28 protein-coding genes are annotated in these 26,646 nt (G+C 38.4%); 5 read left to right on the forward strand and 23 right to left on the reverse strand.

All coding sequences use genetic code 11. The annotated features are described in order from the left end of the window. Nucleotides 1–5 precede the first annotated feature (5 nt). Genes ACQKEZ_RS06050 through mnhG form a run of 3 tightly spaced genes read left to right on the forward strand, consistent with a single transcriptional unit; the run spans nt 6 to nt 1,124 of the window. Nucleotides 6–485 carry a Na+/H+ antiporter subunit E gene (locus tag ACQKEZ_RS06050; RefSeq protein ID WP_427299427.1) on the forward strand — a complete coding sequence of 160 codons (480 nt, stop codon included), beginning with the start codon at nt 6–8 and terminating at the stop codon, nt 483–485. Next, the gene (locus ACQKEZ_RS06055; protein WP_427299428.1) at nt 482–766 is read left to right on the forward strand and encodes a Na(+)/H(+) antiporter subunit F1; all 285 of its coding nucleotides are present in this window, start codon (nt 482–484) and stop codon (nt 764–766) included. Before ACQKEZ_RS06050 ends, ACQKEZ_RS06055 begins: the two co-directional genes overlap by 4 nt. Continuing rightward, complete coding sequence (mnhG, locus tag ACQKEZ_RS06060; RefSeq protein WP_427300479.1) at nt 750–1,124, forward strand: monovalent cation/H(+) antiporter subunit G; 375 nt, start codon at nt 750–752, stop codon at nt 1,122–1,124. Before ACQKEZ_RS06055 ends, mnhG begins: the two co-directional genes overlap by 17 nt. Before the next feature lie 35 nt (nt 1,125–1,159). Here mnhG and ACQKEZ_RS06065 read toward each other — a convergent pair whose 3' ends face one another. From ACQKEZ_RS06065 to degQ, 6 genes are all read right to left on the reverse strand, one after another. Continuing rightward, nucleotides 1,160–1,549: a hotdog fold thioesterase gene (locus tag ACQKEZ_RS06065; protein WP_427299429.1), complete on the reverse strand. Its 390-nt coding sequence runs from the start codon at nt 1,547–1,549 to the stop codon at nt 1,160–1,162. Between the two features lie 21 nt (nt 1,550–1,570). Further along, nucleotides 1,571–2,212, reverse strand: coding sequence for a response regulator transcription factor (locus ACQKEZ_RS06070; protein ID WP_427299430.1), 642 nt, complete (start codon nt 2,210–2,212; stop codon nt 1,571–1,573). Between the two features lie 80 nt (nt 2,213–2,292). After that, a complete protein-coding gene (locus ACQKEZ_RS06075) occupies nt 2,293–4,599 on the reverse strand; it encodes a histidine kinase (protein ID WP_427299431.1) in 2,307 nt (768 codons plus the stop codon). A gap of 13 nt (nt 4,600–4,612) precedes the next feature. Next, nucleotides 4,613–4,786, reverse strand: a complete 174-nt coding sequence (gene comX, locus ACQKEZ_RS06080) for a competence pheromone ComX (protein ID WP_427299432.1) — start codon at nt 4,784–4,786, stop codon at nt 4,613–4,615. Further along, on the reverse strand, nt 4,764–5,687 hold the full coding sequence (locus tag ACQKEZ_RS06085; protein ID WP_427299433.1) for a polyprenyl synthetase family protein: 924 nt from the start codon (nt 5,685–5,687) through the stop codon (nt 4,764–4,766). Before ACQKEZ_RS06085 ends, comX begins: the two co-directional genes overlap by 23 nt. Before the next feature lie 150 nt (nt 5,688–5,837). Beyond that, the gene (gene degQ, locus ACQKEZ_RS06090) at nt 5,838–5,978 is read right to left on the reverse strand and encodes a degradation enzyme regulation protein DegQ (protein WP_427299434.1); all 141 of its coding nucleotides are present in this window, start codon (nt 5,976–5,978) and stop codon (nt 5,838–5,840) included. Between the two features lie 505 nt (nt 5,979–6,483). Here degQ and ACQKEZ_RS06095 point away from each other — a divergent pair. Continuing rightward, nucleotides 6,484–6,834, forward strand: coding sequence for an inner spore coat protein (locus ACQKEZ_RS06095; RefSeq protein WP_427299435.1), 351 nt, complete (start codon nt 6,484–6,486; stop codon nt 6,832–6,834). Between the two features lie 41 nt (nt 6,835–6,875). Here ACQKEZ_RS06095 and ACQKEZ_RS06100 read toward each other — a convergent pair whose 3' ends face one another. The 9 genes from ACQKEZ_RS06100 to ACQKEZ_RS06140 all read right to left on the reverse strand — a co-directional run bounded on the left by ACQKEZ_RS06100 (nt 6,876) and on the right by ACQKEZ_RS06140 (nt 13,215). After that, nucleotides 6,876–8,102: an EAL and HDOD domain-containing protein gene (locus ACQKEZ_RS06100; RefSeq protein ID WP_427300481.1), complete on the reverse strand. Its 1,227-nt coding sequence runs from the start codon at nt 8,100–8,102 to the stop codon at nt 6,876–6,878. 160 nt (nt 8,103–8,262) lie between these two features. Beyond that, nucleotides 8,263–9,711 carry a nicotinate phosphoribosyltransferase gene (locus ACQKEZ_RS06105; protein ID WP_427299436.1) on the reverse strand — a complete coding sequence of 483 codons (1,449 nt, stop codon included), beginning with the start codon at nt 9,709–9,711 and terminating at the stop codon, nt 8,263–8,265. Between the two features lie 17 nt (nt 9,712–9,728). Then, a complete protein-coding gene (locus ACQKEZ_RS06110; RefSeq protein WP_427299437.1) occupies nt 9,729–10,280 on the reverse strand; it encodes a cysteine hydrolase family protein in 552 nt (183 codons plus the stop codon). Nucleotides 10,281–10,340: 60 nt separating this feature from the next. Then, nucleotides 10,341–10,748, reverse strand: coding sequence for a YueI family protein (locus ACQKEZ_RS06115; RefSeq protein ID WP_427299438.1), 408 nt, complete (start codon nt 10,746–10,748; stop codon nt 10,341–10,343). Nucleotides 10,749–10,775: 27 nt separating this feature from the next. Continuing rightward, entirely contained in the window at nt 10,776–11,024 is a 249-nt protein-coding gene (locus ACQKEZ_RS06120; protein ID WP_427299439.1) for a YueH family protein, read from the reverse strand. 96 nt (nt 11,025–11,120) lie between these two features. After that, the gene (locus ACQKEZ_RS06125; RefSeq protein WP_427299440.1) at nt 11,121–11,342 is read right to left on the reverse strand and encodes a spore germination protein; all 222 of its coding nucleotides are present in this window, start codon (nt 11,340–11,342) and stop codon (nt 11,121–11,123) included. 59 nt (nt 11,343–11,401) lie between these two features. Continuing rightward, nucleotides 11,402–11,623, reverse strand: coding sequence for a spore germination protein (locus ACQKEZ_RS06130; protein WP_427299441.1), 222 nt, complete (start codon nt 11,621–11,623; stop codon nt 11,402–11,404). Nucleotides 11,624–11,690: 67 nt separating this feature from the next. Continuing rightward, the gene (locus tag ACQKEZ_RS06135; RefSeq protein WP_427299442.1) at nt 11,691–12,794 is read right to left on the reverse strand and encodes an AI-2E family transporter; all 1,104 of its coding nucleotides are present in this window, start codon (nt 12,792–12,794) and stop codon (nt 11,691–11,693) included. A gap of 184 nt (nt 12,795–12,978) precedes the next feature. Then, a complete protein-coding gene (locus ACQKEZ_RS06140; protein WP_427299443.1) occupies nt 12,979–13,215 on the reverse strand; it encodes a YuzF family protein in 237 nt (78 codons plus the stop codon). A 176-nt stretch (nt 13,216–13,391) separates the two neighbouring features. On the opposite strand from ACQKEZ_RS06140, the gene ACQKEZ_RS06145 reads away from it, so the two are divergent. Next, on the forward strand, nt 13,392–14,891 hold the full coding sequence (locus tag ACQKEZ_RS06145; RefSeq protein ID WP_427299444.1) for an esterase/lipase family protein: 1,500 nt from the start codon (nt 13,392–13,394) through the stop codon (nt 14,889–14,891). Here ACQKEZ_RS06145 and ACQKEZ_RS06150 read toward each other — a convergent pair. The 8 genes from ACQKEZ_RS06150 to ACQKEZ_RS06185 all read right to left on the reverse strand — a co-directional run bounded on the left by ACQKEZ_RS06150 (nt 14,888) and on the right by ACQKEZ_RS06185 (nt 26,347). Further along, nucleotides 14,888–15,421: an HD domain-containing protein gene (locus ACQKEZ_RS06150; protein WP_427299445.1), complete on the reverse strand. Its 534-nt coding sequence runs from the start codon at nt 15,419–15,421 to the stop codon at nt 14,888–14,890. The two genes, ACQKEZ_RS06145 and ACQKEZ_RS06150, sit on opposite strands and share 4 nt — an antisense overlap. Nucleotides 15,422–15,566: 145 nt before the next feature. Next, entirely contained in the window at nt 15,567–16,310 is a 744-nt protein-coding gene (locus ACQKEZ_RS06155) for a (S)-benzoin forming benzil reductase (RefSeq protein ID WP_427300483.1), read from the reverse strand. 99 nt (nt 16,311–16,409) lie between these two features. Next, entirely contained in the window at nt 16,410–16,892 is a 483-nt protein-coding gene (gene essA, locus ACQKEZ_RS06160) for a type VII secretion protein EssA (RefSeq protein ID WP_427299446.1), read from the reverse strand. After that, complete coding sequence (esaA, locus tag ACQKEZ_RS06165; RefSeq protein ID WP_427299447.1) at nt 16,882–19,830, reverse strand: type VII secretion protein EsaA; 2,949 nt, start codon at nt 19,828–19,830, stop codon at nt 16,882–16,884. The genes essA and esaA overlap by 11 nt, the downstream gene beginning before the upstream one ends. Further along, on the reverse strand, nt 19,827–24,317 hold the full coding sequence (gene essC, locus ACQKEZ_RS06170; protein WP_427299448.1) for a type VII secretion protein EssC: 4,491 nt from the start codon (nt 24,315–24,317) through the stop codon (nt 19,827–19,829). The genes esaA and essC overlap by 4 nt, the downstream gene beginning before the upstream one ends. A gap of 54 nt (nt 24,318–24,371) precedes the next feature. Further along, nucleotides 24,372–25,706, reverse strand: a complete 1,335-nt coding sequence (essB, locus tag ACQKEZ_RS06175; RefSeq protein ID WP_427299449.1) for a type VII secretion protein EssB — start codon at nt 25,704–25,706, stop codon at nt 24,372–24,374. Between the two features lie 14 nt (nt 25,707–25,720). After that, the gene (locus ACQKEZ_RS06180; protein WP_427299450.1) at nt 25,721–25,960 is read right to left on the reverse strand and encodes an EsaB/YukD family protein; all 240 of its coding nucleotides are present in this window, start codon (nt 25,958–25,960) and stop codon (nt 25,721–25,723) included. 93 nt (nt 25,961–26,053) lie between these two features. Then, complete coding sequence (locus ACQKEZ_RS06185) at nt 26,054–26,347, reverse strand: WXG100 family type VII secretion target (protein WP_003213769.1); 294 nt, start codon at nt 26,345–26,347, stop codon at nt 26,054–26,056. Between the last annotated feature and the right edge of the window lie 299 nt (nt 26,348–26,646).

Raw genomic sequence — 26,646 nt, forward strand, 5'->3', positions numbered from 1 at the left:
TTGACATGGCCTTTCAAATATTATTAAATGTTCTCCTCGCCTTTACATGGATGTTTCTTAATGACAGTTATACGGCAGCAGGATTTATTTCAGGCTATGTTCTTGGTCTGCTTGCAATCTTTATGCTAAGACATTTCTTTCCGCAACGATTTTATGGATATGCTGTGTATGCAATCTTAAAGCTACTGATCATTTTTATTCGTGAACTGCTCTTGGCTAACCTAAGCGTACTGAAAACCATCATAGCGCCGAAACTGGATATTAAACCAGGCATCTTTGCTTTTCGTACCGAATTAAAAAGTGATTGGGAAATCACAACGTTGGCTAATCTAATTACGCTGACACCTGGAACATTGGTGATTGATATTTCTGATGACAGATCAATTCTCTATATCCATGCGATGGATATTGAAGATGCAGAAAAAGCCATCCACGACATCCATGTATCATTTGAAGAAGCAATCAAGGAGGTGACCGGAAAATGATGGAGTTGATCATGCAAATCTCTCTTGGCATTCTGGCTCTCTCTACCTTTATGTTTGTGATTCGCGTCATTAAAGGACCATCCATTCCTGATCGTATCATTGCACTTGATGCCATTGGGATCAATTTAATCGGGATTACAGCAATTGTGTCGATTTTGCTTAGAACAACTGCCTTTTTTGAGATCATTTTGCTGCTCGGTATCTTGGCTTTTATCGGAACGGTCGCCTTTTCCAAATTCCTTGAGAAAGGAGAAGTGATTGAAAATGATCGTCATCGCTAAAGCAATTGTTGTCATCTTCGTTTTACTTGGTGCTGTTCTTTGTCTCATTGCTGCCATCGGCGTAATGCGTCTGCCAGATGTGTATACACGTATGCATGCAGCATCTAAAGCATCGACACTTGGTGTTGTTTGTATTTTACTCGGAGTGTTTTTCCATGAATGGTTTTTGGTGGGGATTGTCTCTGCAAAAATCTTACTTGGCATTGTGTTTATCTTTCTGACAGCACCGGTAGGCGGACATTTGATCTGCAGAGCGGCTTATAACATGGGTGTTAAAATGGATAAACGAAGTGTACAAGATGATTATGGTGGTTTTCGTAATTTCGTGATCAAACGAAAAGAAGACTCTTATTTATAAAGAAAAAAAAGCTTCCGCTGCACCGGGAGCTTTTTTTATGTGTGATCGATAACAGCAAGTGTGCATCTTGATGTACAAATCAGTCGATTTTGATCATCTTTGATTTCAATTTGAAATACCATGGTCCGTCTGCCTACATGCACAGGGACAGCAGTAGCCGTTACTAAACCTTCACGAACCGATTTCAAATGGTTGGCATTGATTTCAATACCTGAACAGACTTGCTTGTTTAGATCTAAATGAGCGGCAGCTCCCATACTTGCGACCGTTTCTGCCAAAGCAACAGATGCACCGCCATGAAGTAGTCCAAACGGCTGTTTCGTGCGATGATCAACAGGCATTGTTGCGATACAATGTGTTTGATTACATTCTATTATCTCTATTCCGAGTGCCTCAAGAAGCGTATTTGATACGTTCACATTCATGATTGACCACTCCTTTCTTTTTTATAGGACACTTTCTGATTTTGCGATTAACACAGCCTCTGTGCGTGATCCTACATTCAACTTATTAAAGATAGAGGTCAAACTATATTCGATCGATCGTTTACTTAAATGAAGCACATCTGCAATTTCTTGGTTCGTGTAACCCTTCTCTACTTCTCTAAGAATTAAGCATTCCCGTTCCGTCAATAGCTCATGATCCGTTTGCGGTGCTTGTTCTGGTTTTTCTTGTTGCTGTGAGATTAATCTTTTTAAATAGGCTAGCTGAATGACAACCTCTCCTTGCAAGGTACGGTGTATGTATTCAATAATCTTATCTTTTGTCTCTGTCTTACTAATCGCCCCATGCAAGCCAGCTCTGATGGCTTCTTCAAAATAATCGTCTACTTCATATCCAGTATAAATAATGATTTTCACTTGGTGATACGTCTCAAGAATCTGTTTAGCAATGTCCATTCCATTGATGTCTCCGAGATTCAAATCCATTAAAATCACGTCATAACTTGAAAAGTCATACGTCTTTAAAAAGGCGGCTTCTGCATCAGGACTTAAACAATCAACCGATAATTGCTTATCTGATTCTAAGATACTCTTTGTCCCTTCCATGACAGCCGGATGATCATCAATGACCAATATCTTCTTCATGTCTTCCTCCCTTTAAATCACTCACTTCCATTTTATATAAAAGACTTGGCATATGCCAAGTCTTATTCCTTAATAAAACGTTACAATTCCATTTCAATTTCGACTTTCATACCCTGCCCGCGTGCTGTATGAATTTGCAAAACACCATTTAACGCTTTAACCCTCTCCCTGATACCAGAGACACCCATACTCATCGTATGCTCTTCAAGATGGCTTGGATCAAAACCTACGCCATCATCTTCATAATGTAGGACAACCTTGTCCTTGATGCAAATTAACATAATCAGCACTTGATTCGCCTTAGAATGTTTGACTGCATTTGATAACAGCTCTTGAACAATGCGATATATGTTCAACTGTGAATCAATATCAATATTCATTTCTTTATCAAAACGAGTTGTATTCAGTCGAATATGAAATAGTGCCTCTTCTTGTACGTGAGAAGTCAATTTAGATAATGCCTTCACAAGACCTAAGTCATATAACAATTGCGGCCGTAATTCATGGCAAGTTTCTCTTGTCGTTTGAATGACTTTTGACATCTGATTATTCATATCTACAAGTGCATGCTCAATTGCCTGAGGACATTTATCATCTTTAAAATTGGTTAAGAACATCTCTGATTGTCTTTTCAATGAAATCAAATCCTGAAGAACTGAATCGTGAAGATCTCTTGCTAAATCAGAGCGTTGTTTTTCCTCAATGGCGAACATGACCTTTTTCAGCCATGCAGGATTCGCTTCCCGCTGCTTTAAATCCTCAAGATGATGCATCAATTCTTCAATTTTCACAACATTTTCTAAGCTGACACTCGTATAAAATGCCAATGTCTTCAGCCACGAGATTTCATCTCTCGTCAGCTTCGGTGTATTTAAATTTGATAAACAGCAAATCACAAATGAATAACCACCACGTTCTCCAATTTTCATCATAAACCCTTTATCGAGTTCAATGATTTTTCCTACTTCACCTAGGGTGTCTTTAAATTGATCGACGTAATCTTTCCATAACTTACTGTCGTCTGTTGACTCATCAATCTCTTCAATCTGTCTATCCGCCTTACCCTCAAGCACAAATGCCTTATTGACAATCAGCACTTCTAAAATCGTGTGTTTCAAGTGATGCAATACCTGATTGAGTGCGGACGCCTCTCGAATGAGCTGAGTAAACTTAAACACACTGTCCTGATAATTATGCTTCTCTGAAAAACGCTTGAGACGAAAACGGAAATCAATGATTTCTTTAAAATAGAAAACTGCTATTAAGAGAATATACGTAATAATTGTAAATTTAACTGTGTAAAAATTAGCACTTGGCTTCTGGATGAAATCAAATATAATGACTACTAATATAGTAGGTGTAATTGCTAAAAGACTGTAATATCTGATTCGCCCCATAAAGAAATCGACATTATACAGCTTATTTGACATAAATTGATAGACTAAGAAAAAAGGAATTAATAGAGCGAACGATGCAACAATATAAGGTGAAATAAAATATTGATCAAAAAAATAAGGAATAATAAAAAATAGCATAAATGGGCTGAATGAAGTGATTAAAACAAGCGCAAAGGCACGAAGTACATTGCCAATCTCGGTACCCTTCAATTTTTTGGCAGCCCTTATTGTGATAATAATCGTAACATATGCAAGTACAAAGAATGAAAGTAAGTTGATATACGGTAAAAAACTAAGTGGTTGCAAGTTATCTTTCAAAAGAATTTCTAAAACGATATTTATGACGGGGACCAGATACAAATAAAGAAGCACTCGCCAACTAATAATTTCTGTTCCTAATTCTTTTAAATACTGATACATAAAGTGCATATATAATGGAGGTACACTAATCATCGTAGTACTTACGATATAACCACTAATATATTCCCCTTTACCAGAACCACCAGAACTTACATATGCTACAGAAACAGCCAAGAGAAAGAGAGCTAGAATATATGCAGACTCTTTTTTGTTTGATTTATTCATTTTTAAGATCATAAATATACAAAATAGACATATTGAATATAGTATGACTGGAATTAAATAAATAAACAGATTTTCTCGGCTTAATAACCTGACATTCTCTAATACAATTTCATCGCCATGTCTATCAACGACTAAACTTTTGACATTCGCTAAATAACCTCTTCTGACTTCTTCGACTGGTTCTTTGTTACCGTTCACTTCAAGTATGATATCGCCTTTTCTAACACCAGCATAATAGCTGTCTGTAAAATCTTCGACATCTACTATCTCAAGTTGCCCGTGACTATTCACCGAAACGACGGCTCCTACAAAAATATTAAACACATTGATGTAGGAAATATAAATCACATAAATGAAGCTAAGGATAACTAATATAACGGTTAATTTCGAGTAAAACTTTTGCATAGAAATTCTATTCTTAGCCAGCATCATACCATCTTTTTGATCTTATTGTATCTTCTTTCTTAAAACCCTCAACGATAATGTTAGCAGTCACTTGATCAACGTGAAGTAATGATGCATTTCCATTAACAACTTGATTTAATGCTAAAGGGTTCTCCACTAAATAACTAACCAATTTTTGAATATTCATCTTCTCCACCTCCAATTAAAAAGTGTATAAGCTTCTCCTTTTTAGAAGCCTCTAAATGTAGTTTTTTGATTGATTGTTTAAATTTGTTTATGAGTAGGTTTCTCATAATAAATACGTATTGTTGAACGCCTGATTCTTTTAACTTGTCTTTTAACTCTTCAGAACCAAGGTTTTTATCCGTTGATTTAAAATAACGAAGTAAGTCTGAACTTGATTGGTTAAACTCATTTTTCAAATATAAGAGCGGCAACGTTTGCATTCTTTTAAAATCAATATTATCTTTTTTAAAAAGGCCTAAATAGTCATTTTCAAGCTGCTCTACCATTCCTACAAAATAAGCATACTCTTCTACTTTCTTCTCAAAAGAACCTGTCGCCAAGGTAACCCCCAGCACACAAGGTAATACAAAAAGTGATCCTGCTTTTGATTTCATGATATTTAAACAATCCTGCTCATTCTCTGGCACCAATGTCATATCCATATGTTGCCCTTGCATTGATTGAATGGAATAGGAATGTACATCGTTTAGAAGCTCTGTTGCATGATCAAGTTTTAAAAAGACATTTAAACTCATTGTAAAAAGAACATTCGCTGCATTAATCGCTATTCCGCTCTGACACTTCATCCATGGATATGAATCATTATCCTGATCCTCAATATCATCTAATATATCGGCTGATAAAATGAGAAGTTCAATTCCTGCTGCAAGTTTTGTAATCGCTTGCTTGTCTTGTCCGCCAAATGCCTCATAATGTTGATAAGCCAATTGACCAAAAGGAAATTCGTGCTTTATATCTGTATATTCTAGAAGTAATTGTTTCAAATCTTTGCTTTCGAGCGCATCATGAATAAAATCAGACATATTCTGCTTGATTTTTGCGTTCTCTAGATAGTTTAGCATACTCAGGCCGGTTCCTCACCCTCTCCTCTTTTATTTAACTAAAAAGAAATAAGTAGATGTCCACTGACATCACTATTTAACAATTATATAATAATATATCCTTTTTTTGTATGTATTTGAACAAAAAAAGACTTGATCGCCACCAAGTCTTCAGGAAATTTTCACATATTCATATTTGTCGTACTGATCGATACTCTTGTTAATGTTATGAAGAGAAGCTGTTGTTTCTCTAATTTCGTTTTCAAGTCGCCATAATAATTGTTTAAGTTCTTCGATTTCATACTTTTCCATCGATTCCACTCTCCTTTTCTGGAAGATCAATGTGTTTGTGTATGTTGATTGGGTCATAAGTATTTGATCTATTATTAACAGTTTAAATGTAATTGAGTATTTTTTCACCGAAAACTATTCACAAAACCTGTGCGTGATACCGCAAAATTCAATAGGTCTTTCTTCATTATTTTCTGATTTTTCAGATCATACTTTTATCTTAATTCTGAAAGAGATGGGTCATTTTTGTGACAAAAAAGAGCACCATTCGTCTGAATTCCCATAAAAACGAACGTATGATCCTTTTGTTTTTCGTGTTTTTTCATGAAATAGGTCAGACGACTGATTCAACTGTATACACCGCAATTTTTTGGCGGAGATGACCGAAATTGACCGCAAAATGTCCTAGTTTTAGGATCAACATTCTGCAGTAGAAAGTCCTTTTTGATTCTTTATTCTGATTTTCTACATACATTTAGAACAGATATCCGTCCAATTTCACTTCATTTAGAGAAGAGGTGTACATTTGTTTTACTATGTTCCTTATCCTGTTTTGCAATATCCCGCAATGCCCCAACATCTACGTGTGCCTACAACGTACCCGCCAGTTGATGCTCATTCATTTCAAAATGCCGCAAAGGAATCAATGCGACTCGTAGAAGATGCAAAACTGATTACAAATCAAATTGGTCACTCTCTTTCTTTTGCAAAGCGTATTATGGAAGCGGCAGAACACTCTGATACCGCATCCGTTATCCAATTGCTCAAACAAATTGGTGTCAAAAGCGCTGTTGATATTAGATTCAGTCCTGAGGGCATTCGCATATATTTATCCTTGTCTTCTAGCAGGCTGTTTCTATTACTGAGATGGGGATAAGTATATATTAAAAAGCCGATCTTTGACAGATCGGCTTCGTTTTATGATTCAAACATTTTATGACACCATTCAATTGCATCTAAATAACAAGCATATGCTTCTTGCTTTGGTAATTTCTCATTAAATATGTGATCATTCCATTCATTTCGTTCAATGAGCATTGCCACCTGCAAGACGAACGCATAGTCATTTTCATAGCCAAGTAACGCTTGTCCTACCTCATCTGAAAGAGGTAGCTCCTTTACAAGCTCTGAAATATCCGCATGCACCAATGTATCAATTAATGAGAACATACCTGTTAGCATATATGAGGCTGGCTGCTCCCTTTGTGTCCTATGGGCAATTAATTCACACGTTTTCGCACGAATAAAGGACATTTTAATAATCTCTTTTTGGCTTGAATTGGCCTGTACATTTAATTCCTTAAAGGAAAGGATAAATATCCATCGTCTGATCTCTGTAAAACCGAGTAGTATAATTGCCTGCCTAATGCTTTTGATTTTGTAAAGTCTTCTCATTCCAGCCGAATTTAACATTTTTAATAATTGATATGATAGCGAAAGGTCACTTTCTATATAATGTGTGACTGTTTGAATGTTCGGTTGATCTTTGCCTAACTCTTCTAAGAGTTGATGATAAGCATGGAAACTAGTTGATAGCGCCCGGCCTGAAATCACATGCGGTTCGCTAAAGAAAAATCCTTGAAATAAATGAAAACCTGCTTCGACTGCCTCTTCATATTCCTTCCGTGTTTCCACTTTTTCAGCAAGAAAGCGTAGCCGATATTTTTTATACGTCTTTAGCAATCTCTTCCGTTCTTCGGAAGTTGTCTTAAGAAAATCAATTTTCAAAATATCAATGCAATAGAGGAGTTCCCCGAGTAATTTGTCATAAAAATGTTTTCCATTGACAGAAAAATCATCGAGTGCAATTGTATACCCCCACTTTTTCAACTGCTTACATCTTTCAATCAGTTTTGGTGTGATTGGCACATTTTCTAAAATCTCAATCACAAGCTGATGTGGATCAAAATAAGTGAGCAGATCCGATGAAAGCAAACTTTCAGTGAAATTGATGTAGCACCTCTTACCTTCCGTTAAGGTTTCAATTCCAATGTTTAAAAAGCTATTAATAATGAGGTCTGTTGTAGCCTTATCACCATCTTCGCCATTGAATGCATTGGTTTCACTATCTCTATATAGTAGTTCGTATGATACAACTTGTTCTTTCCGGTTAAAAATAGGCTGTCTTGCAACAAACACCCTCAATTGCTTCAAACCTCCTTTATGCAGAGACAAACTTAATGCTCTCTCAGTATACCAAATGATCTATGCCCTGTATCATTCTCCGAGACGTACGACCAAAAAAAGAAGACCATCCTCCTTGATGATCCCCTTTACTCACAAACGTAGCTTTCATTGAGCTCTTTTATATTTTATTTTTCACATCGTGAATAAACTGCATTTTGTTGTTCCAGCATTTTTGACTTAAATCGACTGGGTACTCTTCGGGTTTGCTGATACGCTTATACTCCTCCCAAAAGAGTCCGAGGCTCTCCTGTACATATGCCTGAATCGTTTGAATATCAGGGTTTTCATATACAAGTTCTCCCTCTTCAAAAATAGCAACATGCAAGTCTTTCGCAATAAAGTTTGTCACGAATTTACTAATAAAAGTGTGAACGGGATGGAACATTTTGATCTTCTCTTCACTATGCACATCTTCATCTTCAAGGGCAATGTAATCTCCCTCAGAATGGTGATTGAGCTGATTGATAATACGATACACACGTTTACAGCCAGGTGTGGTCACTTTTTCTGGATTAGATGAAATTTTAATTGTATCTTCCATCTTGCCGTTCTCTTCAATAGAGACCAATTTATACACGGCACCAAGCGCAGGCTGATCAAAGGCAGTAATTAGCTTTGTCCCAACACCCCATACATCGATTTTGGCATCTTGCGCTTTCAGGTTCATAATTGTATGTTCATCAAGATCACTTGACGCAATAATTTTTGCGTCATAAAAACCAGCTTCATCTAGCATTGCACGCGCTTTCTTTGATAAATAGGCAAGATCGCCACTATCAAGTCTGACACCGATAAAGTTAATTTTGTCACCAAATTCCTTTGCTACCTTAATGGCATTAGGAAGACCGGATTTTACCGTATCATATGTATCCACTAAAAAGACACAATCTTTATGACTCTCAGCATATTTCTTAAAAGCCGTATATTCGTCTCGATACGCTTGCACTAGTGCATGTGCATGAGTACCTGACACTGGGATATTAAAGCGTTTTCCTGCTCGTACATTGCTTGTCGCTTGGAATCCACCAATGAGTGCTGCTCTTGCTCCCCACATTGCAGCATCCATTTCATGTGCTCGTCTTGTTCCAAACTCTAACGCTGTTTCATTCTCAATAATTCCCTTTATACGCGCAGCTTTTGTTGCAATCAATGTTTGGAAGTTCACAATGTTGAGCAATGCTGTTTCAATTAGTTGCGCTTCAACAAGAGAGGCTTCAATACGCATAATTGGCTCATTTGCAAAGACAATCTCTCCTTCTCTCATTGAATGGAGTGTTCCTGTAAAAGTTAATCCACTTAAGTATTCAATAAAATCACTTTTATATCCTAACTCATCCTTCAAATAGTCCAGATCGCTTTCAGTGAAGGAAAAGTCCGATAAGTATTCAATCGCCTTTTCTAAGCCAGCAAATACTGCGAAGCCATTATCAAATGGAAGTTTTCTAAAGAAGAGCTCAAAGACCGCTTTCTTTTCATGAATCCCATCTCTCCAATACGTTTCTGCCATGTTGATTTGATATAGGTCTGTATGCAATGATAAACTGTCGTCAATAAACCGATGCTCCAACTTCCATTCTCCTTCCCTTACTCAACCACTTTCGCACCAAGCGTATGCTCAAAATGAGACAGTGCCCAGTCATGCCCCGCTTCATTAAAGCTGGCTACAGCACTTTTGTGAATCACGATCTCAAAGCCTTTATTATACGCATCAACCGCTGTATGTAGCACACATATATCTGTACACACTCCAACTAAATGAAGCTCTGTAATGCCACGTTCACGCAATTTGATCTCTAAATTAGTTCCTGCAAAGGCTGAGTATCTTGTTTTTTCCATATAGTAGACATTTTTTTGATGTTTCGACGTGTGAAACAGTGAACTTAGTTTTCCAAAAAGCTCTTTTCCCTCTGAACCATATATATTATGGGGTGGGAACAAGCGCGACTCAGGATGATAAGCATCATTCTCATCATGACAATCAATTGCAAACACGACATAATTTCCTTCATTGATGAATGAAGCTGCAATATTTGTGATCGCTGATTCGATCGCTTGTCCTGGTTTCCCACAAGTGAGTTTCCCTTCGTCTGCAACAAAATCAACTGTATAATCAATACATATCAATGCTTTGTCCATCCGCATCTCTCCATTATGTTCTTTTGAACATTATAGCCTATTCTATTTCACAATTGAAACCTATTCAGAGGATTCCTGAGAAAAAGCCTTTTTAAATAGCTCATCCTCTATAAAGATACGTTCATTGTTCACTGCACTAGGCACTTCAATAATTAATCCAAAAGGTGAATGAGCGTCATGATGATTCACGACTTTAAAACCACAGCCTGCCGCATTTGCCATTTTGACATAGGTTGCATACGAGGGATAGGAGAGCTCACCATTTAAAAGCACGGTTGCGTTTTGATTCGATTTCAACGCTTGTTGCACTTCTTTATATAGCTGACTTCTCATGACTTGTCCCTTCGTCAATGCAAGAAGTGTTCGTTCTCTGAGTGAACCAAGAAACATTCTTCTTTCATCCGGTTTTGTTTCAGTGTGGCCAAACATCCCTTGCTGCAAATAAAAATCTAATGACTCTTCCCTCATAGCTGCTTTCACTCCTAGTTTGTTTATTTACATCTCTGTGACCCAATGCACAATCTTACGTGCAAGCTCACGTGCTACATCTGTCTCAAGTCTTTGAGTGAGTGAATCTTCTAATGTTTGTTCTAGTAATTGCTTGTCATCCTCATAGCCTATCGATATACTCCATTCAATATCAGGTACTGCCACAAGTGTTTTATATTCTTTTTTATTTTCATGTAAATATACATTCAATACAGACTGAATGCTGCTACTTAGATTTGCTTTTCTAATTTTCATTTGACGTTGTGTGCACCTCTTTTTTCATCAAATCGTTTCACATTTATTGTACCATAAAGAAAGACAGCTTCAGAAGGGATTCCCCTCCGAAGCTGCCTATGCGTTAAAGCTTTTTGGTTGGCTAATTAGGTTAGAATCCCATACAAAGGTAACGTTAGGACTATTATAAAAACGAATAAAATCTCCGGCATTATACGTACCTGATCCACCTGCTGAGTGATCCACACTTTTCGGAGAAATCGCAAATACATCTCCAAATTGTGCAGATCCATTTCCAATGACACGATCAATATGAATAGGACCTACGATCGCTGGCATGAACCATCACCTCTTCTCTTCTCATCATATGCCTATAAAGTCAAACAGTGCATATTGTTTTATGCATTAAATGATTGAGGCTGACCAAATAATGTGAAATCCCAAAGCATGGTCGCGTTTGGATCACTTGTTACGATCATATAGTCTCCCGAATTAAAGGCTCCCGCTCCTCCAGTGGAATGATCAGTGGCTAAAGGAGCAATGGCAAGAACATCTCCAAAAGTAGCTGATCCACTTCCTCCTAACACTTCAATATGAACAGGTCCAACGATTGCAGGCATATTTCTTCCACCTCTTTTCCTGATTGTGAGTTATCTTATGCAAAAGAGGAAAAGAGGTGCACCTGCCCTATACACTAAGGTTTTGCTCGGCACGTGAACGCTGACGAAGCTGGACAAGTCTGACAATGTTTAGCGTAATCGCCTTTAAGAGTGCATAAACCGGCACAGCAAAAATCATGCCTAAAATACCGCCAAAGCTACCAGCTCCAATTAATAACAAAATAATTGTTAGCGGATGTGTATTCAGACGTTTTCCAATAATTAGTGGCGAGATCACATTCCCGTCAACTTGTTGGACGACTAAAATGACAATGACTGTCACGATGGCCTTCCCAGGCGAATCAAGGAATGCAATTAACACTGCCGGTGCCGCACCTAGGTATGGTCCAAGATATGGAATGACATTTGTTACTGCAATAATGATACCAAGGATAAGCGCATATTTCACACCGATTAATAAATAACCGATGAAACAAGCAACCCCAACAAATAGACAAACAACAATTTGCCCTTGAATATAAGCAGCAAGTGTATCGTTCAGCTCTTTGAAAATTTTCAATCCTTCCTTGCGATAAGGGGCAGGCAAAAACTTGACGAGCATGTCCGGAAACTTATGTCCATCTTTTAGCATATAAAATAAGATAAACGGTACAGTGATTACAGCAAGTGCAATATTGGCAATCACGCCAAATATCGCAGACATGCTAGCCGCAATATTTTCTGGAAGTGCCTTCAATGAAGATACGATGGACTGTTCAAATTTCGATACAGACACATAATCCTGATTCATCATCCAAGTAAATGTTTTGGTATGAGAGAAATCATTGATAAATTTCTGCATGTCGGTAACGTAACCTGGAAAACTTTTAACAAGTCCAGTCAACTGTGTAACAATCACCGGTCCAGCAGCGTTCACCAAAGTTGTGACGAGACCAATAAACAGTAGATAAATCAATAAAATGGCCAGTGTTCTCGGCATTTTTTTTGACAGGAATCGAACGATTGGATTAAAGATAAAAAACAGTATGCCTGCAAGTAAGATTGGCACAAATAAAGTGGAAACAAATAAAATGATCGGTTGAAAAAGAAATGACACTTTCGTTGATACATAAATGATGAGTAAGACAAGTAATATTTGGAATGTCCAAAAATGAACTTTAGATTTTAGCAACGTTGCTCCTCCTGCTTCTCTAATATCTTAATAAAAACCTACTATTCCATCTTCCTCCTGTCAACTGCTTCTTTCTTTAGAACCTCATTTTATGAAAATATAAGAACATTTGGTATATCTTGCGTATTCATCCGATATAAATTCAATGAACACATAAAAAAGCAGACACAAATGCGTCTGCTTGCTACACCCGTTCACTATGGTCAGGCATCACTGATACAATTTGCTGGATCCGCACATAGAAGACTGATTTAGAACCTGCCTCAAGTACGATGTGATCCGGCATGACTTCTTTCAATTTTCCTCGCAATGTATCTTTCACTGTTTGTACGATGAGTCTCATTCCAATGACTTTCTGTAATGTTTGATAAACATATGGATCAACTAATGAAACAAGCTGTGGACTTCCTTGTTGTGCCATCCTACCCGCCCCTTTAATTGTGTATTTACCCACAGCGTATGCAAAAGTTTATGTGGATGTCACTCTGCATACCTCCGACGTTAATACCATATTTTGACATATTATATTTTTTTACAATTTTTAGTCGTATAATAGATTGTGCTGCCGCCAACCTAAATCATTTTAAGAGGTGAATCATGTTGAAAAGATTGATATGTTTAATTGCTGTTATGTTGTTGTTATCATCTGTAAATACCGCGTATGCAGGCTCAATCGGTGATGAACCTGGCACGCCAGGTAAATGGTTTAGAGGAGAAGAGCCGACACAAATTGACGAATCGAAACCTCCACTTGTATTTGTACATGGAATCAATAGCTCATCCTCCACTTGGTTTGATAAAAACGATATGGCAGAACAAGCGCTGAGGAACGGATACGAAAGCGCATTCATAGATTTACATCCTGATCAGGATATGCAGAAGAACGGTCAATTACTAGCTGAAAAATTAAAAGAAATCTATGAACTCTTCGGACGCAAATTGATTGTCGTCGGTCATAGTAAAGGCGGGATCGATACACAAGCTGCACTCGTCCATTATGATGCCCATCCATATGTTGCGAAAGTGGTGACACTAGGAACCCCTCATTACGGGACACCGCTAGCAGATTTAGCATACAGTAAAGGCGGTAGCTGGCTTGCCGAGATTCTTGGGCAAAAAACCGCTGCACTGTATTCTTTACAGACAGGGCTTATGGCAGCTTTCCGTAGTGAGACAGATGCTAAAGAGATGTATCCTAATAAATATGTCACCTATTCTGGTTCTGAATGGGGAACCTTTGGCAGCATTTTATATTTAGGCGGCATGTATCTAAAAAGTTTTGGTACGAATGATGGTGCGGTCACTGTGAGTAGTACAAAATTATCTTACGCAAACAATATTTTGACTGGCAAATGGGATCATTACTCTATTAAAAACGGAACGAGTATTTTCCCTGTTATCCAAAATCAGCTTTTGGCCAGTACCACAAGTAAAGAGGATCACGAAGATATTGATGATCAAATTCCGTCGACAGATCTAAATACAGACCTCTATGTGAAGGGTGGGAATAGTGAAAAAAATAAGAAGGAAGAATTTTATGTAGAGGAAGGAACAGAAGAATTATCGATTCAGTGGATCAACAAACTGAAAGAAGACAATTTGGAGATCGTGGCTCCAAATGGGGATGTGTTGACGAAATTCACGACAACAGATGCGTCTTTTCCATATAACGGTGCTTTTTCACATCATGCACAGATCAATAAACCTGTTCCTGGTGAATGGATGATAAGGTCTACTTCTGGGCAAGAAATGCCTTATTTGCTGCTTGTATCCTTTGATTCACCATTAAGTGATGAAATCAAAGTGATGGCAGCGAAAACTGGCAATGCGTCAACACATCAGAGTAAACTTATTAAACGCCTAAGTAAAACGGTTGAAACGGTTTATTTTAAAGATTCCAAGACAAAAGAGAAAGAAAAACTTTCTACCCATTCGAGTGATTCCTCTCAACTATCCTTTAAAAAGGAAGGGGCTTATTCAGTCACTGTCAACTATACAGGACTAACTGCATCTGGGAAATCCGCTTTCAATCGCACAATCATTCGCACAGTGTATGTTGATCATGATGGCCAAATTCATGGTGAATTACCTTATTAGACAGAACGTTGTATTGGCTGAATCGCCTTGCTGACCATCTCATCTAAATCTGCTATTTTTTGCAGTGCAAGCGATTCTTCAATGTTGCGATAATGGTGGTTTCCGCCGGGCTCTTCGTCCATCTCATCTGCTTTTTTCACGATTTGCTGGAGCGTGTCCTTATGAAGGTCACCCTCTGGCAAATATGAATCTGTATGAAGCAATATCGCAAGTGCAATGTCTTTGGCTGCTTTTGGTTCCTCGCCAAGGCGAATTAACAGCTTATGAGCACGCTCGGCTCCTTTTATGGCGTGAATATCATTGCGTCTATATGTTTCATAATCCCACTCTCCACCATCTGTGTACCACTCATAGTGACCAATATCATGAAGAAGAGCAGATTTAACAGCCAAATCAGGATCAACGCCTGCTTGTTTTGCTAATTTAAATGCATGGTATGCACAAGCAATCGCATGCGCCTTGCCTGAACGATTTAAATATTTTTGTGCAACTGGATGGGTGTAAACATCCATTAGTGTCACTTTTCTCATGGAAACCCCTCCTTTATATATTTTTAGCATCCTATCATATTCTCATAAGAAACTCAAATGATCTGTTATATTTTACACAGGGGTTAAGATTAGTGTATGAGGAAAGGTCACTCTTTGCTTGTACACTGGCAAAAAAAAACAGTCATTATGACTGCTTATTTGCATACTCTCGTGCATCATATACTTCGCCCCCTGCTACATCGGTTGCCATTAATTCGAGTAAGATTTCCGCGACCTCATCTGGGCTTTTAAGTGCTCCTGTTTCATGTAAGGTTTGGAATCGTTCAATTTGTTCAAAATCGTTTTTAGAAGACCTACGAATATCCGCTTGCATATCGGTATCAATCGTCCCTGGTGAAAATGAGAATGTTCTTACTGGATATGATTCATCCTGCTGTTCAAAATGTAGGGTTCTCATAAACATATCAAGACCTGCTTTTGAGCTGCAATACGCACTCCATCCTTTATATGGATTTTTTGCCGCTCCTGAAGAGATTTGAATTAGCGTTTTCTTCCCTCTCAATGAACGTGTGAGCTCAACAAAAAGATGGCTCAATATGACGGGTATGATGAGATTTAAGGTGTAATGCTTACTTAACATATCACGCTCGCCTTCACCTGCTCGTTTCATCGGTGTGACCATGCCAGCATTATTGATTAACACCACTTCTTCTACTTCCTCAAATGACAGTGATTGAAACAACACCTTTAACCAATTTTCCGCTTGTGTTTCATTCGTCAGGTCCACCTGTGTATGGATAAGGTTTGTATGTGCCAATGGGGTTTTCCCCCTAGCAGCTGAATACACTTTATCCCCTCGTGCAAGTAGCTGTTTCACAAGTGCTAACCCGAATCCTTTTGATCCTCCAGTTACAATTGATATTCGAATAACAATCGCCTCCCTTTCTATTTTCATTTTACGTAGCTTATTGCCATCTCAGCAAGTTATCTGCATAAAGAAAACCCCTCCCTCAATAAAGGGAGTAGGCTATTTCTTTTCTGCTTTTGCATTTACTTTTGGAATGAGGATTGCCATGGCGACAAGCCCTATGACAATCAGTACAGCAAACATCACTGATAAAATAGAAGATGTCTGTTTTGCTTCATGAGACAGTGTAGTGGTGGCAGAATCACTAAAAGAAATGTTCATATCACTCATAATACTTGCTGCTGTTTTGGGTGGATTTTCTTTGAGATCACTGAATAAATCAGGCGCAAGACTTGCACCAGGTGCTTTTGAAGGCTCTCTAAAGTCGATGTTCGCCTTTACCTTTGAAGTTGATTTGCTTTGCTCATATTTCGCTTGATCTCTTAAAATGCCCGAGTTGATATGCAATTCCTTCTCCTTATACTCATTCGGTTTCACATTTGTATCAGTATCTTCACCTGTATCTGCAAGAGCGGCAGGCAATAGGAGGAAAAAGGAAATCACACTAAGAGCGATTCCCTTTAAGAGCAATTTAAGCTTCATGCGTTGCATCACTTTCCTCAGCCTTACTCTTGATCAACTTTACGACAAGCGGAATGATCATCAGCACAGCGGTTAAGATGAGTAAACCTGTAATACCCATGCCAAACTCGTCTCCACTTCCATATTGTAAGGAAATATAGATGTCCGTCACTGGGTTTGTAAAGTAGAAGTTCGGCATGACCAGATCAATTAATGGTGCAACAAAGAAGAAAATCAATACCGTTGCTGCCGTCCATCCAGAAATGGCGCCAAACAAGAACGCTGTCCGAATAAATGCCGAACAAGCGATAAGCAGTAGGATGGTGAAAATAGACCATTTAATCGCTTGATCATCGGCTAAAGCGTAAATATTTAAGCCAAACAAGCTGATCATCAATCCAACCAAAATGTTCAAAATGCCGAACAACGCTGCTTTTACAAGCATTGGTGCATTTGCATAATATGAGCTGAAATAGCCAATAAGCAAACTGCTGATCATAATAATGACCAAAATCACGACTGGTGGAACAGTTTGTGTCTTTTCTTCTGGCACATCACCACTAATTTTCAATGGATTCGCCAAATAGTTGTACACATAGCCACTATTTGCTTGATCATCTAGTGTATTTCCTAAAATGCTATACAGATCATTTTTGATAAGCTTGGTCGAATCAACGTTTTTACTCCAGTTTTCATTTAAGGTGTCTGCTTTTTCCTGTACAGTCGTTACACTTTGTTCGATTGTTTGCGTATACTCCGCCACACCATTTTGGCGATCAGTGAGTGAGCTCATATTTTCAGACAATCGCAACACTTCGTTTCCAATAGAATCCTGAGCGCTCACCACGATGCTACTACTTGCAAGGTCAGCAGTATAAACAGCGTCACCATTATCTGCAATCTGCTCGGCAACTTTGTCTGCACTATCAGAAATTGTATTTAACTCCTGCTCCATATTCGATTGCTGTTTCGAAATAAACTCAGCATAGCCGTCTGTGAATTTCCGCATTCCTTCAATGAAAGATTCCACATCCTCGTTTGAAGTGAGCATATTATTTTTTAAATACTCCCAGCTTTCTGTTTCATCATGTTGGATGGCTAGGATAGATTTGATGTTGTCTTCTTTTTGATCTATAAGAGTGTATTTGTTTGGCCCCTCATAGAATGTATCCAAAATGGCTTCATACTGCGATAACTGACTTGAATAATTGATCAAATCTGTTGTGTCTTTTGAATGAGACGAGAAACCACGCATAAAATATTCAGGTTTGAGTGTGTAAGCTGTTAATGACGATGATTTCTTGTTCATATTGCTTAATTTATTAGCGATTGAAGCTTCTTGTCTATTAATTTTATTTTGAATATCGGTAAAATTTTTATCATATTTCTGATTGATTTCTGTATATTTCTTTTCTAGCTTTTCTAACTTCTGTGTTAAGTCCTTTACTTCTTCACTCAATTGATCAAGTTTACCTTGAAGCTGATCATTGTGTTCAGTTGTCTTGTTCTGAATACTTTTTTTGACCTCTTCTAACTGAACAGCTAATGCCTTCAGCGCTTCTTTCTGTTGCTCATTGTCTGAAGCTTTCGGGTCATCATCTGATTGAGCTTTCGGGTCATCATCTGATTGAGTCGATTCGCTCTCTTCAGGATTTTCTTCCTCGCTAGGTGGAATGGACGGTTCTTCTTGTCCTTTTAATTGGTCTGCAATCTCGTCGATTGCACTTGAAATATTGGACAATTCATTGGTTTCTTCGTCTAAATTGATTTTCAACTCTTTAGAAGAATCATCGTCTTCTTGATCTTTGCCAGGATCTTTCGGATCAGTTGGGTCAGGAGACGTGTTCACTAGTTCTCTTCTGGAGCTTTTGATTTTCTCTTGGAGATTGGTGATACTCCCTCCAATATATGCAAGATATTTCTCTTCATATTTTTTGATGAGCTCCTCTTGTGAATGTTTCATCAAATCTTTCAGTCCGTTAGACTGAACAGGAATCGCTTGTTCTCTTGCTTTTTGAAGTGAGAGAACAGAGCTATCTGTCGTTCTAAGCTGACTTTGTACCCCATTCATCTCCGTTTTCAAGCCGCTCATTTGCTCGCTAAAACTGCGGGCATTTTGGTTTTGTAAATCTGAAAGGGCTGTGAGTCCTTTTTGAATTTGTTTCGTATTGGCTGATTGTGTGGTCACAAGCAAATCCTTTTGTTTTTCTTGATAGTCTTTATATTGTTTCACAACATCGATAAAGTCTTTCAGCTGTTTCTTTGCCCCTTCTGTTGTACTCAGCCCCTCTTGATAAGATTGCTGAGAATCGGTCATTGCTTTTTTTAAATCTTCAATTTGCTTTTTCTGACTCAGGACGGCATCTGCAAGTTTGTTAGAGCTTGGCTTATAGAAGTTATACATCGTATTCTGAAATTCAATCTCTTTGCCCACAATTTTATCAAACTCTTCTCGGACATTGCCGATCTCTTGAGAAACAAAGCTCCAATACAAGGTAGACATTTGCTCATTCATTTTCTTTTGTGCATTTTCTAGTTCTCGTTGCACTTTTTCCTTGTTCACTGAATTGAGCTGATCTTGAATGGCAAACTCAATGGATGCTTTTTCTGGTTGGTCTTTGTCGTAACTAAGCACATTCTTTGAGAAATCGGATGGAATGTAAAGGACGGCATCGTATTTACGATTCCTCAAACCGTTATCTGCTGCACTACGGTTTACAACAGTCCATGTATAATCAGGCCGCTCTGATAAAGCAGCCACGACATCTTGCCCAAAACGAGCCGTATTTTCACTCTCGCTCGCCCCCACATCCTCATTCACTACAGCGATATTACGTGTCGCATTTTTCATCTGTTTTGTTGGATTCTCACCAATCAATTGAAAGAACAGAATAGGCAACACGAGGATTAGGATCATAGTGGACACGATTTTCACTGAGCTTTTTTGCTGTTCTGTCATTGTATACTCTTCCTTTCTACCGTACATAAAGGAACTTGAATTTTCTTCTCTTTCCCATTCTCGACAAAGTAGCCATAGCCCGGCTGAATGTCTGGTTCTTGCCTTGTATACGGAAGCGGTATGATATTTTGCTCTGATTTCTTCATTAATAGCATCGCATGGCGAACTTGTTTCACTTCGTTTGTTAGTGAATCATAGCCTTTGCTGAATTCTGTATGGTTACCAGAAGCAATAAAGCTAAATCCTAGGTGTGCATACGACTTCATGAAATATGCGATTTGATCTTGTAAACGAGGGTCAATCGTTTGCTGGAAGCGTGTGATCCCGTCAACAACGAGTACAATTTGCGAGAAGCGTAGTTGATCCACTTCTCCACTATGTACAGCTTCCACATACATAGCTTCTCTTGTTTTAAATAAGCTCTCCACTTCCTCTACCCATTCGGTTATTTCATCTTTTGTTTCAAGGTAGTGCAGGCTCTCTTCTTTTGTATAGTTGGAAAGGCCACGATCAATCGAATCGAATACTGCAAGACGCTCTGGTTGAGCTTCTAGTAACTGATCGAGCATTAGTTTCACAATATTTGTTTTTCCCCGTTGCGTTTGTCCAATGATGAGGCAATGTTTATTTTTCTTCAAATCGAAATAGACTGGTGAAACAGATTCTTCGTCTAATCCAACTGGAATTAGATATGGTACTGGTTCTAGCTCGAATTGATCAGCAAGGTCTCTTACTGTCAGCCTGTCAGGCAGCATTGGAACAGGTGTCGGTTTCTTTGCCTTCGCAAAACGCGTATGAAGATGCTGAATCTCCTGCTTCAAGTGTTCGAATAATTCGAGGTCATTCTCTCCCTCAACTGGTAAGAACATTTGAGCAAAATAAAGATCTTCTTTATTAATAATGACTCGTCCTGGAACTGGTTCGAGACTAAATTTCGGTCTACCAATGATCGAATACGCTTCCCCTTGATCCATAAGATAATGAACGATTTTGGTTTTAAGGTTGTTCATGAGCGATTGGCGAACAGCGTTGACTCTAGTGGCTGTCACGATTAAATAAATCCCTAGTGACTGTCCGTCACGGCTAAATTGGATAAATTCAGCCTCAAGCTCATGCATTTCATCTTTGACGATGTCAAAATTATCAATGACGATAAAGATGAAAGGTAGTTTCTGTTCATTTAAAGCATTGTACATTCTGATATGACTGATCTCTTGCTGTCTAAATAAACGTTTACGGTATTCAACCTCTTCTCGTAATCTTTTCAGCGATTTTTGAATTTTTCTCGTTTGATCCATTAAGAAATAATCTGCCGTATGAGGCAATTTCGCAAGTGGTAACAAGGTGCCATTTCCAAAGTCGTAAATATACGTATGCCATTCTTCAGGTGTGTACGTTTCTGCAAAGCTCATCAGAAGCGTCGTTGCCGCCATTGATTTCCCATAGCCAGATGAACCAAAGATACCGATATTACCATCTTCCATCATTTGATAGGAAATTGGGTGCTGACTTTGTTGATCTGGTTCATCCACTAATGCAAAGTGGAAAACATTCTCTTTCTCTGCGGCATATCGTGTTTTTGGAATTCGATCTTCAAGCGGTGGTAACCACGGGCTTGGTAGTTTTTCTATCCCAAGTTCATGTTGCATACGCTCTATTTCATCAACAACTGCCGAGATTTCAGTGATCGTTTCTTTCTTCACCGCAGGCTCTGTGCTGACACCAGAAAGAGGAATGAGCCCTGTATCAGTGACAATGGCAATATCGTCCTCTGAGCCGTATCCGTCTTCCATGTATGGCGCACCGCTCCATGCAGACTGGAACAATTCATAAATTTCGTTGTTGCCGACCTGCAAGTAGCCTCGACCTGTGACCGTAATGGAAGCTGCATCACTGTTTTTGAGAATTTCTTTACTATCTGAAGCATCCTGCACCTTTAAAGCGACCTTAAAACGTGAGTTACTCCAGATTTGGTCATCAATGACACCACCAGGTTTTTGAGTGGCCAAAATTAAATGCACCCCAAGGCTTCGTCCGATACGTGCCGCACTGACAAGTTCGCGAATGAAATCTGGTTCCTCACTTTTCAGTTCAGCAAATTCATCTGAAATTAAAAACAAATGTGGCATGGCTTGCTCTGCCTTATTTTCCTTATAAAGCTTCGTGTAATCATTAATGTGATTGACATTGTATTGATCAAACAAGCGTTGTCTTTTTTTCAATTCACTTTTAATAGATGCAAGTGCTCTTTCACTAAAGTTCTTACTGCCCTCAATGTTTGTAATCGTCCCAAGCAAGTGGGGAATGTTTCGAAACGGCTGTGCCATCCCGCCACCTTTATAGTCGATCAACAAGAATGCCACTTCATGTGGGTGAAAGTGAACCGCTAAAGACAAAATATATGTTTGTAAAAACTCACTTTTTCCCGATCCTGTTGTTCCTGCTAACAGACCGTGTGGACCATGGGCTTTTTCATGCAAGTTCAGATCAACGATGTCATTCTTCCCTTTATATCCTATCGGGACAGAGAGTGACTTCGCCGTTTCAGCGGTTTGCCATTTTTGCAAGATACCTATTTCGCTTACTTGCTTTGCATGAAATAAGTCAAGGAAAGAAACCGTTTCTGGTATTGAATTGGTCATCCCTACCTGATGGTCTAACGTACGAAGTGTTCTAGAAAATGCTTCATTATTTTCTCTTTGATGATGGTCTAATCGAAAGGGAACCCGAACAGCTTTTTTATGTTGAATCAGAATATCGCCCTCTTCTTCATTAATATAACGAACAAGTGTTGATATATTTTCGGATAAACTTTCTTTTGTTTCCGCTGCAAAGATGATAGAAATCCCAAGATCTGTCCGATTTCCCTCTAAATATTCTAAAATGACATGCTCAGCGATCAATTCATGATTTGTAATAATAAAGACAAAGTGTGGTGTGAAGATTTTCTTTTCTTTCTCTTCTTCTAAATCACGTTCACGAAGAATTTCGTAAATTGATGACAATAGCTGATCTCGTGTTTGTTCATTGTAAATAAATCCTTTTCCATATGTATGAGGCAATTGGAAATGTGGTAACCACTTCATCCATTCCCAATTCTCATATTCTTGTTCGTTGAAAATAAATACAAATCGTAAATCATGATAACTATGAGAGAAAGCAAGCTGACCGATGAGTTGATGAATTTCATTTTTTACAATCGCTGCCTTACCGATCAGGCCGGTCGGTCCATCTGCAAGACCAAACGTAATAGGAACATTTCTCATTTCACGATACACGCGCTGCATTTGTTGTGACTGTTCCATAAGGTCATCAATATCTCTGTTTGCTAAATCTCCACCACTCATAGAAATTTCATAGCTGGAAGGTATCACACCTGTTCCAAGACGGAGCTTTAAGAAATCTTCACTGACAAGGGTCTTTTCCCAAATACGCCCACTGATTTCTGATGTTAAATACTTCATTTGTTCAAAAGACGGATAATGATACGCCAAGATGAATTTTTGTTGATCATATAACGTTTGCAGTTCTTTTCGTTTATTCTCTAGGTAGAGTGAATACACACGCTGTCTTTTTTCTTCTCTTCTTTTACGCTGTGATTTTTCTTTGAAGTACTGAACAGATGATGTAATGAGCGTCATAATAAACATCGCCATAGAGACAATAATAAACACTCCACGTGGCTGGATCAGCGCAACAATTCCCATCACAATTAACATGACGAGTGGTGGCAGTACAACAAGCCATAGCCCTCTATTGCTATTTTCACTTTCCTGAGATGGAAAACTAAACGATACCCGATCATCAGGCAAATCATAGATTAAACGTGGGGTTCGACGATATTGTGGATACTTTTGTTTTGTTTCTGTACTCGGTTGTTTTGTTCTTTCCAGATTTGTTTGAAAAGCCTCATGAGCCGTGATTTGAAGAAAATCTTCTTCCTTCAATACAATGGAAATAAAATTCCAGAATAACTCATCACCAATTTCAATCTTTGTTGGCTTTGCGATGCGCTTGCCATTGACATATACCTGCGCCTCCTCAGGCATCACATACCAAATTCCCTCAAGCTTAATAAGCGAAAAATCCCCTACTTTTTGGTGAATGGAAGCTGACTGGTCCTTCCAGATGTCGGCATTCTCTTGCTGTTCGAATGAAAAAGAAATGTCCACTCTATTTCCTAGGTAATAAACGGTCTGATCAGGATGTCCTTTTGTCAATACGAGTGTCAATTGTTTTTCATGTGAGGATTCGATCGTTAACGTTTCATAAGGAAGTAATTTCCCTTCTTTTTTGTTTCCTTGGAAGACATGAAAACCACCGTTTTGCTCATCTGGCTTTAAAAGCACTTCTCCCTTTTCAAAAATATAGGAAGGAATCGTTACTGTATGCTCAACTTCCGAGCCAATGATCGCCTCTCGATTCAGCTGTTCATGCAGACGGACCGTTTGATAATGATCATCATAAAAAACCCATAGCAGACTCAAATGCTTCCACCTCCTAATGGGACAGCGTCTACTGTCAGTTGTTTGTGAAAGGAATTATTTTTTATCATCTTTCTTCGTATCAGACGCTTTCTTTTTAGCTTGGGCTTCTTTCTCTTTTTTTCCCTGTTCTGCTTTTTGATTTGTAGCTTCTTCAGTTTCTTTCTGTTTTTCGTCGTCTGCCTCTTCTGTTTGACTTGATTCAGACTGCTCTTGAGTATTTGTTTCCGTCGTTTCTTTCGTTTCATAGTCTGTAATTTCCTTGATGATCGGCTCTAGTTGCTTTTGCTTGTCTTCAGCGGAAAGGCTGTCATCATTTTGAATTTCGTTGCGATACGCCACCAGTGCTGCAAAAATATATCGATCATCACCAAGCACCCTAGCGATATCAAGTGCTTCTTTGCTGTTTCCTTGACCAATATGAATCCAAAACAGAAAATATTGTGGGTCTGTTTGAAGTGTATATGTCTCGGTAATTTCTTTCTTATGATTGGCTAACAGCAGATTATCACTGTTCGATTGCACATACGAAATGGCCAACTGATACTGAAGAGAAATCGGCATCTTTTTCGCAGGGTACTTTTCTAACGTATCTACCACTTGACTGTATTGTTCATTTAAGAAATACTTATTCGCTTCAACATAATCCTCTTGTTTTGGCATTGCAAAAAATAGGGTATAGATGGTATGAACAAGGGCTGGCACAAGAAGGACCATTAAACCTAAACCAACATACCTTTCAATCTTCCATTTCTTTTTTGGAATCGATAGCAATGTTTTCTCATTTGCTTCAATCGCATCAATTCTCTTTTGAATAAAAGTGGATAGCTCTTCAAACGAAGGAGCTTGACTCAGTTCTTTCGCCGTCTCAGAGAGCTTGAGCGTATCACTGTATTTCAAATATTCAATGAAACTAAATTCATGATCAACGGCTCGCAAAACAACCGCTTTAACCTCCTGAAGTAGCCTGTCACTGTCTGTTTCATATGGTGGAATGCTTTCTTTCACGCCATAATGAAGGAAAGCAGGTGTTAAACCCTTGTTAAAAACAATGTTTTCAGGGGAAACAATCAAATGCAGTCGTTTCACGTCGTGTTTACGTACTGCATCAACAAGCTGGTATGAGAAAAGCCATTTGCTTTTTTCATCTTTTGCATGGATGAAACGGAATTCCTGATAGGCAGGAGGCGGTTCGATTGATATAACGACCTCTCCTTCGGTTAATTGAATGTCTTTTTTGAAAGAAGGATTGATATCCTTTATTGGATTAGCTTCCAAACCATCTAAGAGTTTAATCGTCTCTCTTTGAAAAATGAAAGTAAAAGTACCCTCTTCTTTTTTCATGACTGCTTCTAATTGCTCTTCTAAATAGGAACTCTTTTTATCTGCCATTTACAAAAGTCCTTTCATAGTATTTCCAGCCTGTCCCCGGTGGTTATGCCACATTCAGACAGCTTATATTCGCCTGAAAACACAGCTTTCTTATTCACCACACGAACCCAGCCGCCCTCTCGCTTTGGAATAGAGATTTGCTTTGCTTGCCATGCGATGTGAATCACTTGCTTTATATGTAGGTAATTTGATAATCTCAAATCAAACACACTGCCATCATAGTTTTTTAAGTCGATGGTAATATCAATATACACAAATTTCCACCTCACAAAATAGAAAGAGCGCCGGCATCAACTTACAGATTCGGCGCTTCTTCCGCTCATTACACATAAAAAACACAACATTGATTAGCCGCGAATTTGGCTTGCGATGTCTTGGTCAGTGCTTTCAAGTGTATTTGCAGTTTGATCAAGCTGATTGCTGACATCTGTTAATAAATCAGACATTTTAATGAATGAAGGCTTTAACTGTTCATATTGATCAGCGAAGGCTTCACTAGAAGCACCTTCCCACATTCCTTTTAAGTCAGAGATCATTCTGTTTAGACGATCAACTTGGTTTAATACTTCTTGACTTTCGACACCATACTGCTTAGCGGTCGCTCTAAGTTCTTCTGGGGTTACGCGAATAATTCCTGACATATTCCTCATTACCTCCCGTGTATAGCCGCTAGGAAATGGGCTAATCCACTTATTTTTTGAACGTCCTTATTATAAAAACAGAAATGATACACAGTCAAACAAATATGTTTTTATTTTACAAAATGAGTCTATTGAATTACTGTATTTTCGCTTTTTATCTAGTATTTAACAAAAAAGTGGTTATTTTTCCTTAAAAAAATCCGTTGATCTCCAATGAATCTTTTCACCTATTTATTTTTTACTATGTTATTTTTGGACTATTCACCTCCCGCTCTTTCTTTTTTAAACATTTCCCATAA

Source organism: Bacillus sp. NPDC077027, assembly GCF_050269555.1.
Lineage (GTDB): Bacteria > Bacillota > Bacilli > Bacillales > Bacillaceae > Bacillus.

Excerpts from the sequence above, each read along its gene's own strand:
- ACQKEZ_RS06050 (WP_427299427.1), top strand. The coding sequence starts at position 6 with ATGGCCTTTCAAATATTATTAAATGTTCTCCTCGCCTTTACATGGATG.
- ACQKEZ_RS06055 (WP_427299428.1), top strand. The coding sequence starts at position 482 with ATGATGGAGTTGATCATGCAAATCTCTCTTGGCATTCTGGCTCTCTCT.
- mnhG (WP_427300479.1), top strand. The coding sequence starts at position 750 with ATGATCGTCATCGCTAAAGCAATTGTTGTCATCTTCGTTTTACTTGGT.
- ACQKEZ_RS06065 (WP_427299429.1), bottom strand. The coding sequence starts at position 1,549 with ATGAATGTGAACGTATCAAATACGCTTCTTGAGGCACTCGGAATAGAG.
- ACQKEZ_RS06070 (WP_427299430.1), bottom strand. The coding sequence starts at position 2,212 with ATGAAGAAGATATTGGTCATTGATGATCATCCGGCTGTCATGGAAGGG.
- ACQKEZ_RS06075 (WP_427299431.1), bottom strand. The coding sequence starts at position 4,599 with ATGCAAAAGTTTTACTCGAAATTAACCGTTATATTAGTTATCCTTAGC.
- comX (WP_427299432.1), bottom strand. The coding sequence starts at position 4,786 with ATGAATATTCAAAAATTGGTTAGTTATTTAGTGGAGAACCCTTTAGCA.
- ACQKEZ_RS06085 (WP_427299433.1), bottom strand. The coding sequence starts at position 5,687 with ATGCTAAACTATCTAGAGAACGCAAAAATCAAGCAGAATATGTCTGAT.
- degQ (WP_427299434.1), bottom strand. The coding sequence starts at position 5,978 with ATGGAAAAGTATGAAATCGAAGAACTTAAACAATTATTATGGCGACTT.
- ACQKEZ_RS06110 (WP_427299437.1), bottom strand. The coding sequence starts at position 10,280 with ATGGACAAAGCATTGATATGTATTGATTATACAGTTGATTTTGTTGCA.
- ACQKEZ_RS06115 (WP_427299438.1), bottom strand. The coding sequence starts at position 10,748 with ATGAGGGAAGAGTCATTAGATTTTTATTTGCAGCAAGGGATGTTTGGC.
- ACQKEZ_RS06120 (WP_427299439.1), bottom strand. The coding sequence starts at position 11,024 with ATGAAAATTAGAAAAGCAAATCTAAGTAGCAGCATTCAGTCTGTATTG.
- ACQKEZ_RS06125 (WP_427299440.1), bottom strand. The coding sequence starts at position 11,342 with ATGCCAGCGATCGTAGGTCCTATTCATATTGATCGTGTCATTGGAAAT.
- ACQKEZ_RS06130 (WP_427299441.1), bottom strand. The coding sequence starts at position 11,623 with ATGCCTGCAATCGTTGGACCTGTTCATATTGAAGTGTTAGGAGGAAGT.
- ACQKEZ_RS06140 (WP_427299443.1), bottom strand. The coding sequence starts at position 13,215 with ATGGCACAACAAGGAAGTCCACAGCTTGTTTCATTAGTTGATCCATAT.
- ACQKEZ_RS06145 (WP_427299444.1), top strand. The coding sequence starts at position 13,392 with ATGTTGAAAAGATTGATATGTTTAATTGCTGTTATGTTGTTGTTATCA.
- ACQKEZ_RS06150 (WP_427299445.1), bottom strand. The coding sequence starts at position 15,421 with ATGAGAAAAGTGACACTAATGGATGTTTACACCCATCCAGTTGCACAA.
- essA (WP_427299446.1), bottom strand. The coding sequence starts at position 16,892 with ATGAAGCTTAAATTGCTCTTAAAGGGAATCGCTCTTAGTGTGATTTCC.
- esaA (WP_427299447.1), bottom strand. The coding sequence starts at position 19,830 with ATGACAGAACAGCAAAAAAGCTCAGTGAAAATCGTGTCCACTATGATC.
- essB (WP_427299449.1), bottom strand. The coding sequence starts at position 25,706 with ATGGCAGATAAAAAGAGTTCCTATTTAGAAGAGCAATTAGAAGCAGTC.
- ACQKEZ_RS06185 (WP_003213769.1), bottom strand. The coding sequence starts at position 26,347 with ATGTCAGGAATTATTCGCGTAACCCCAGAAGAACTTAGAGCGACCGCT.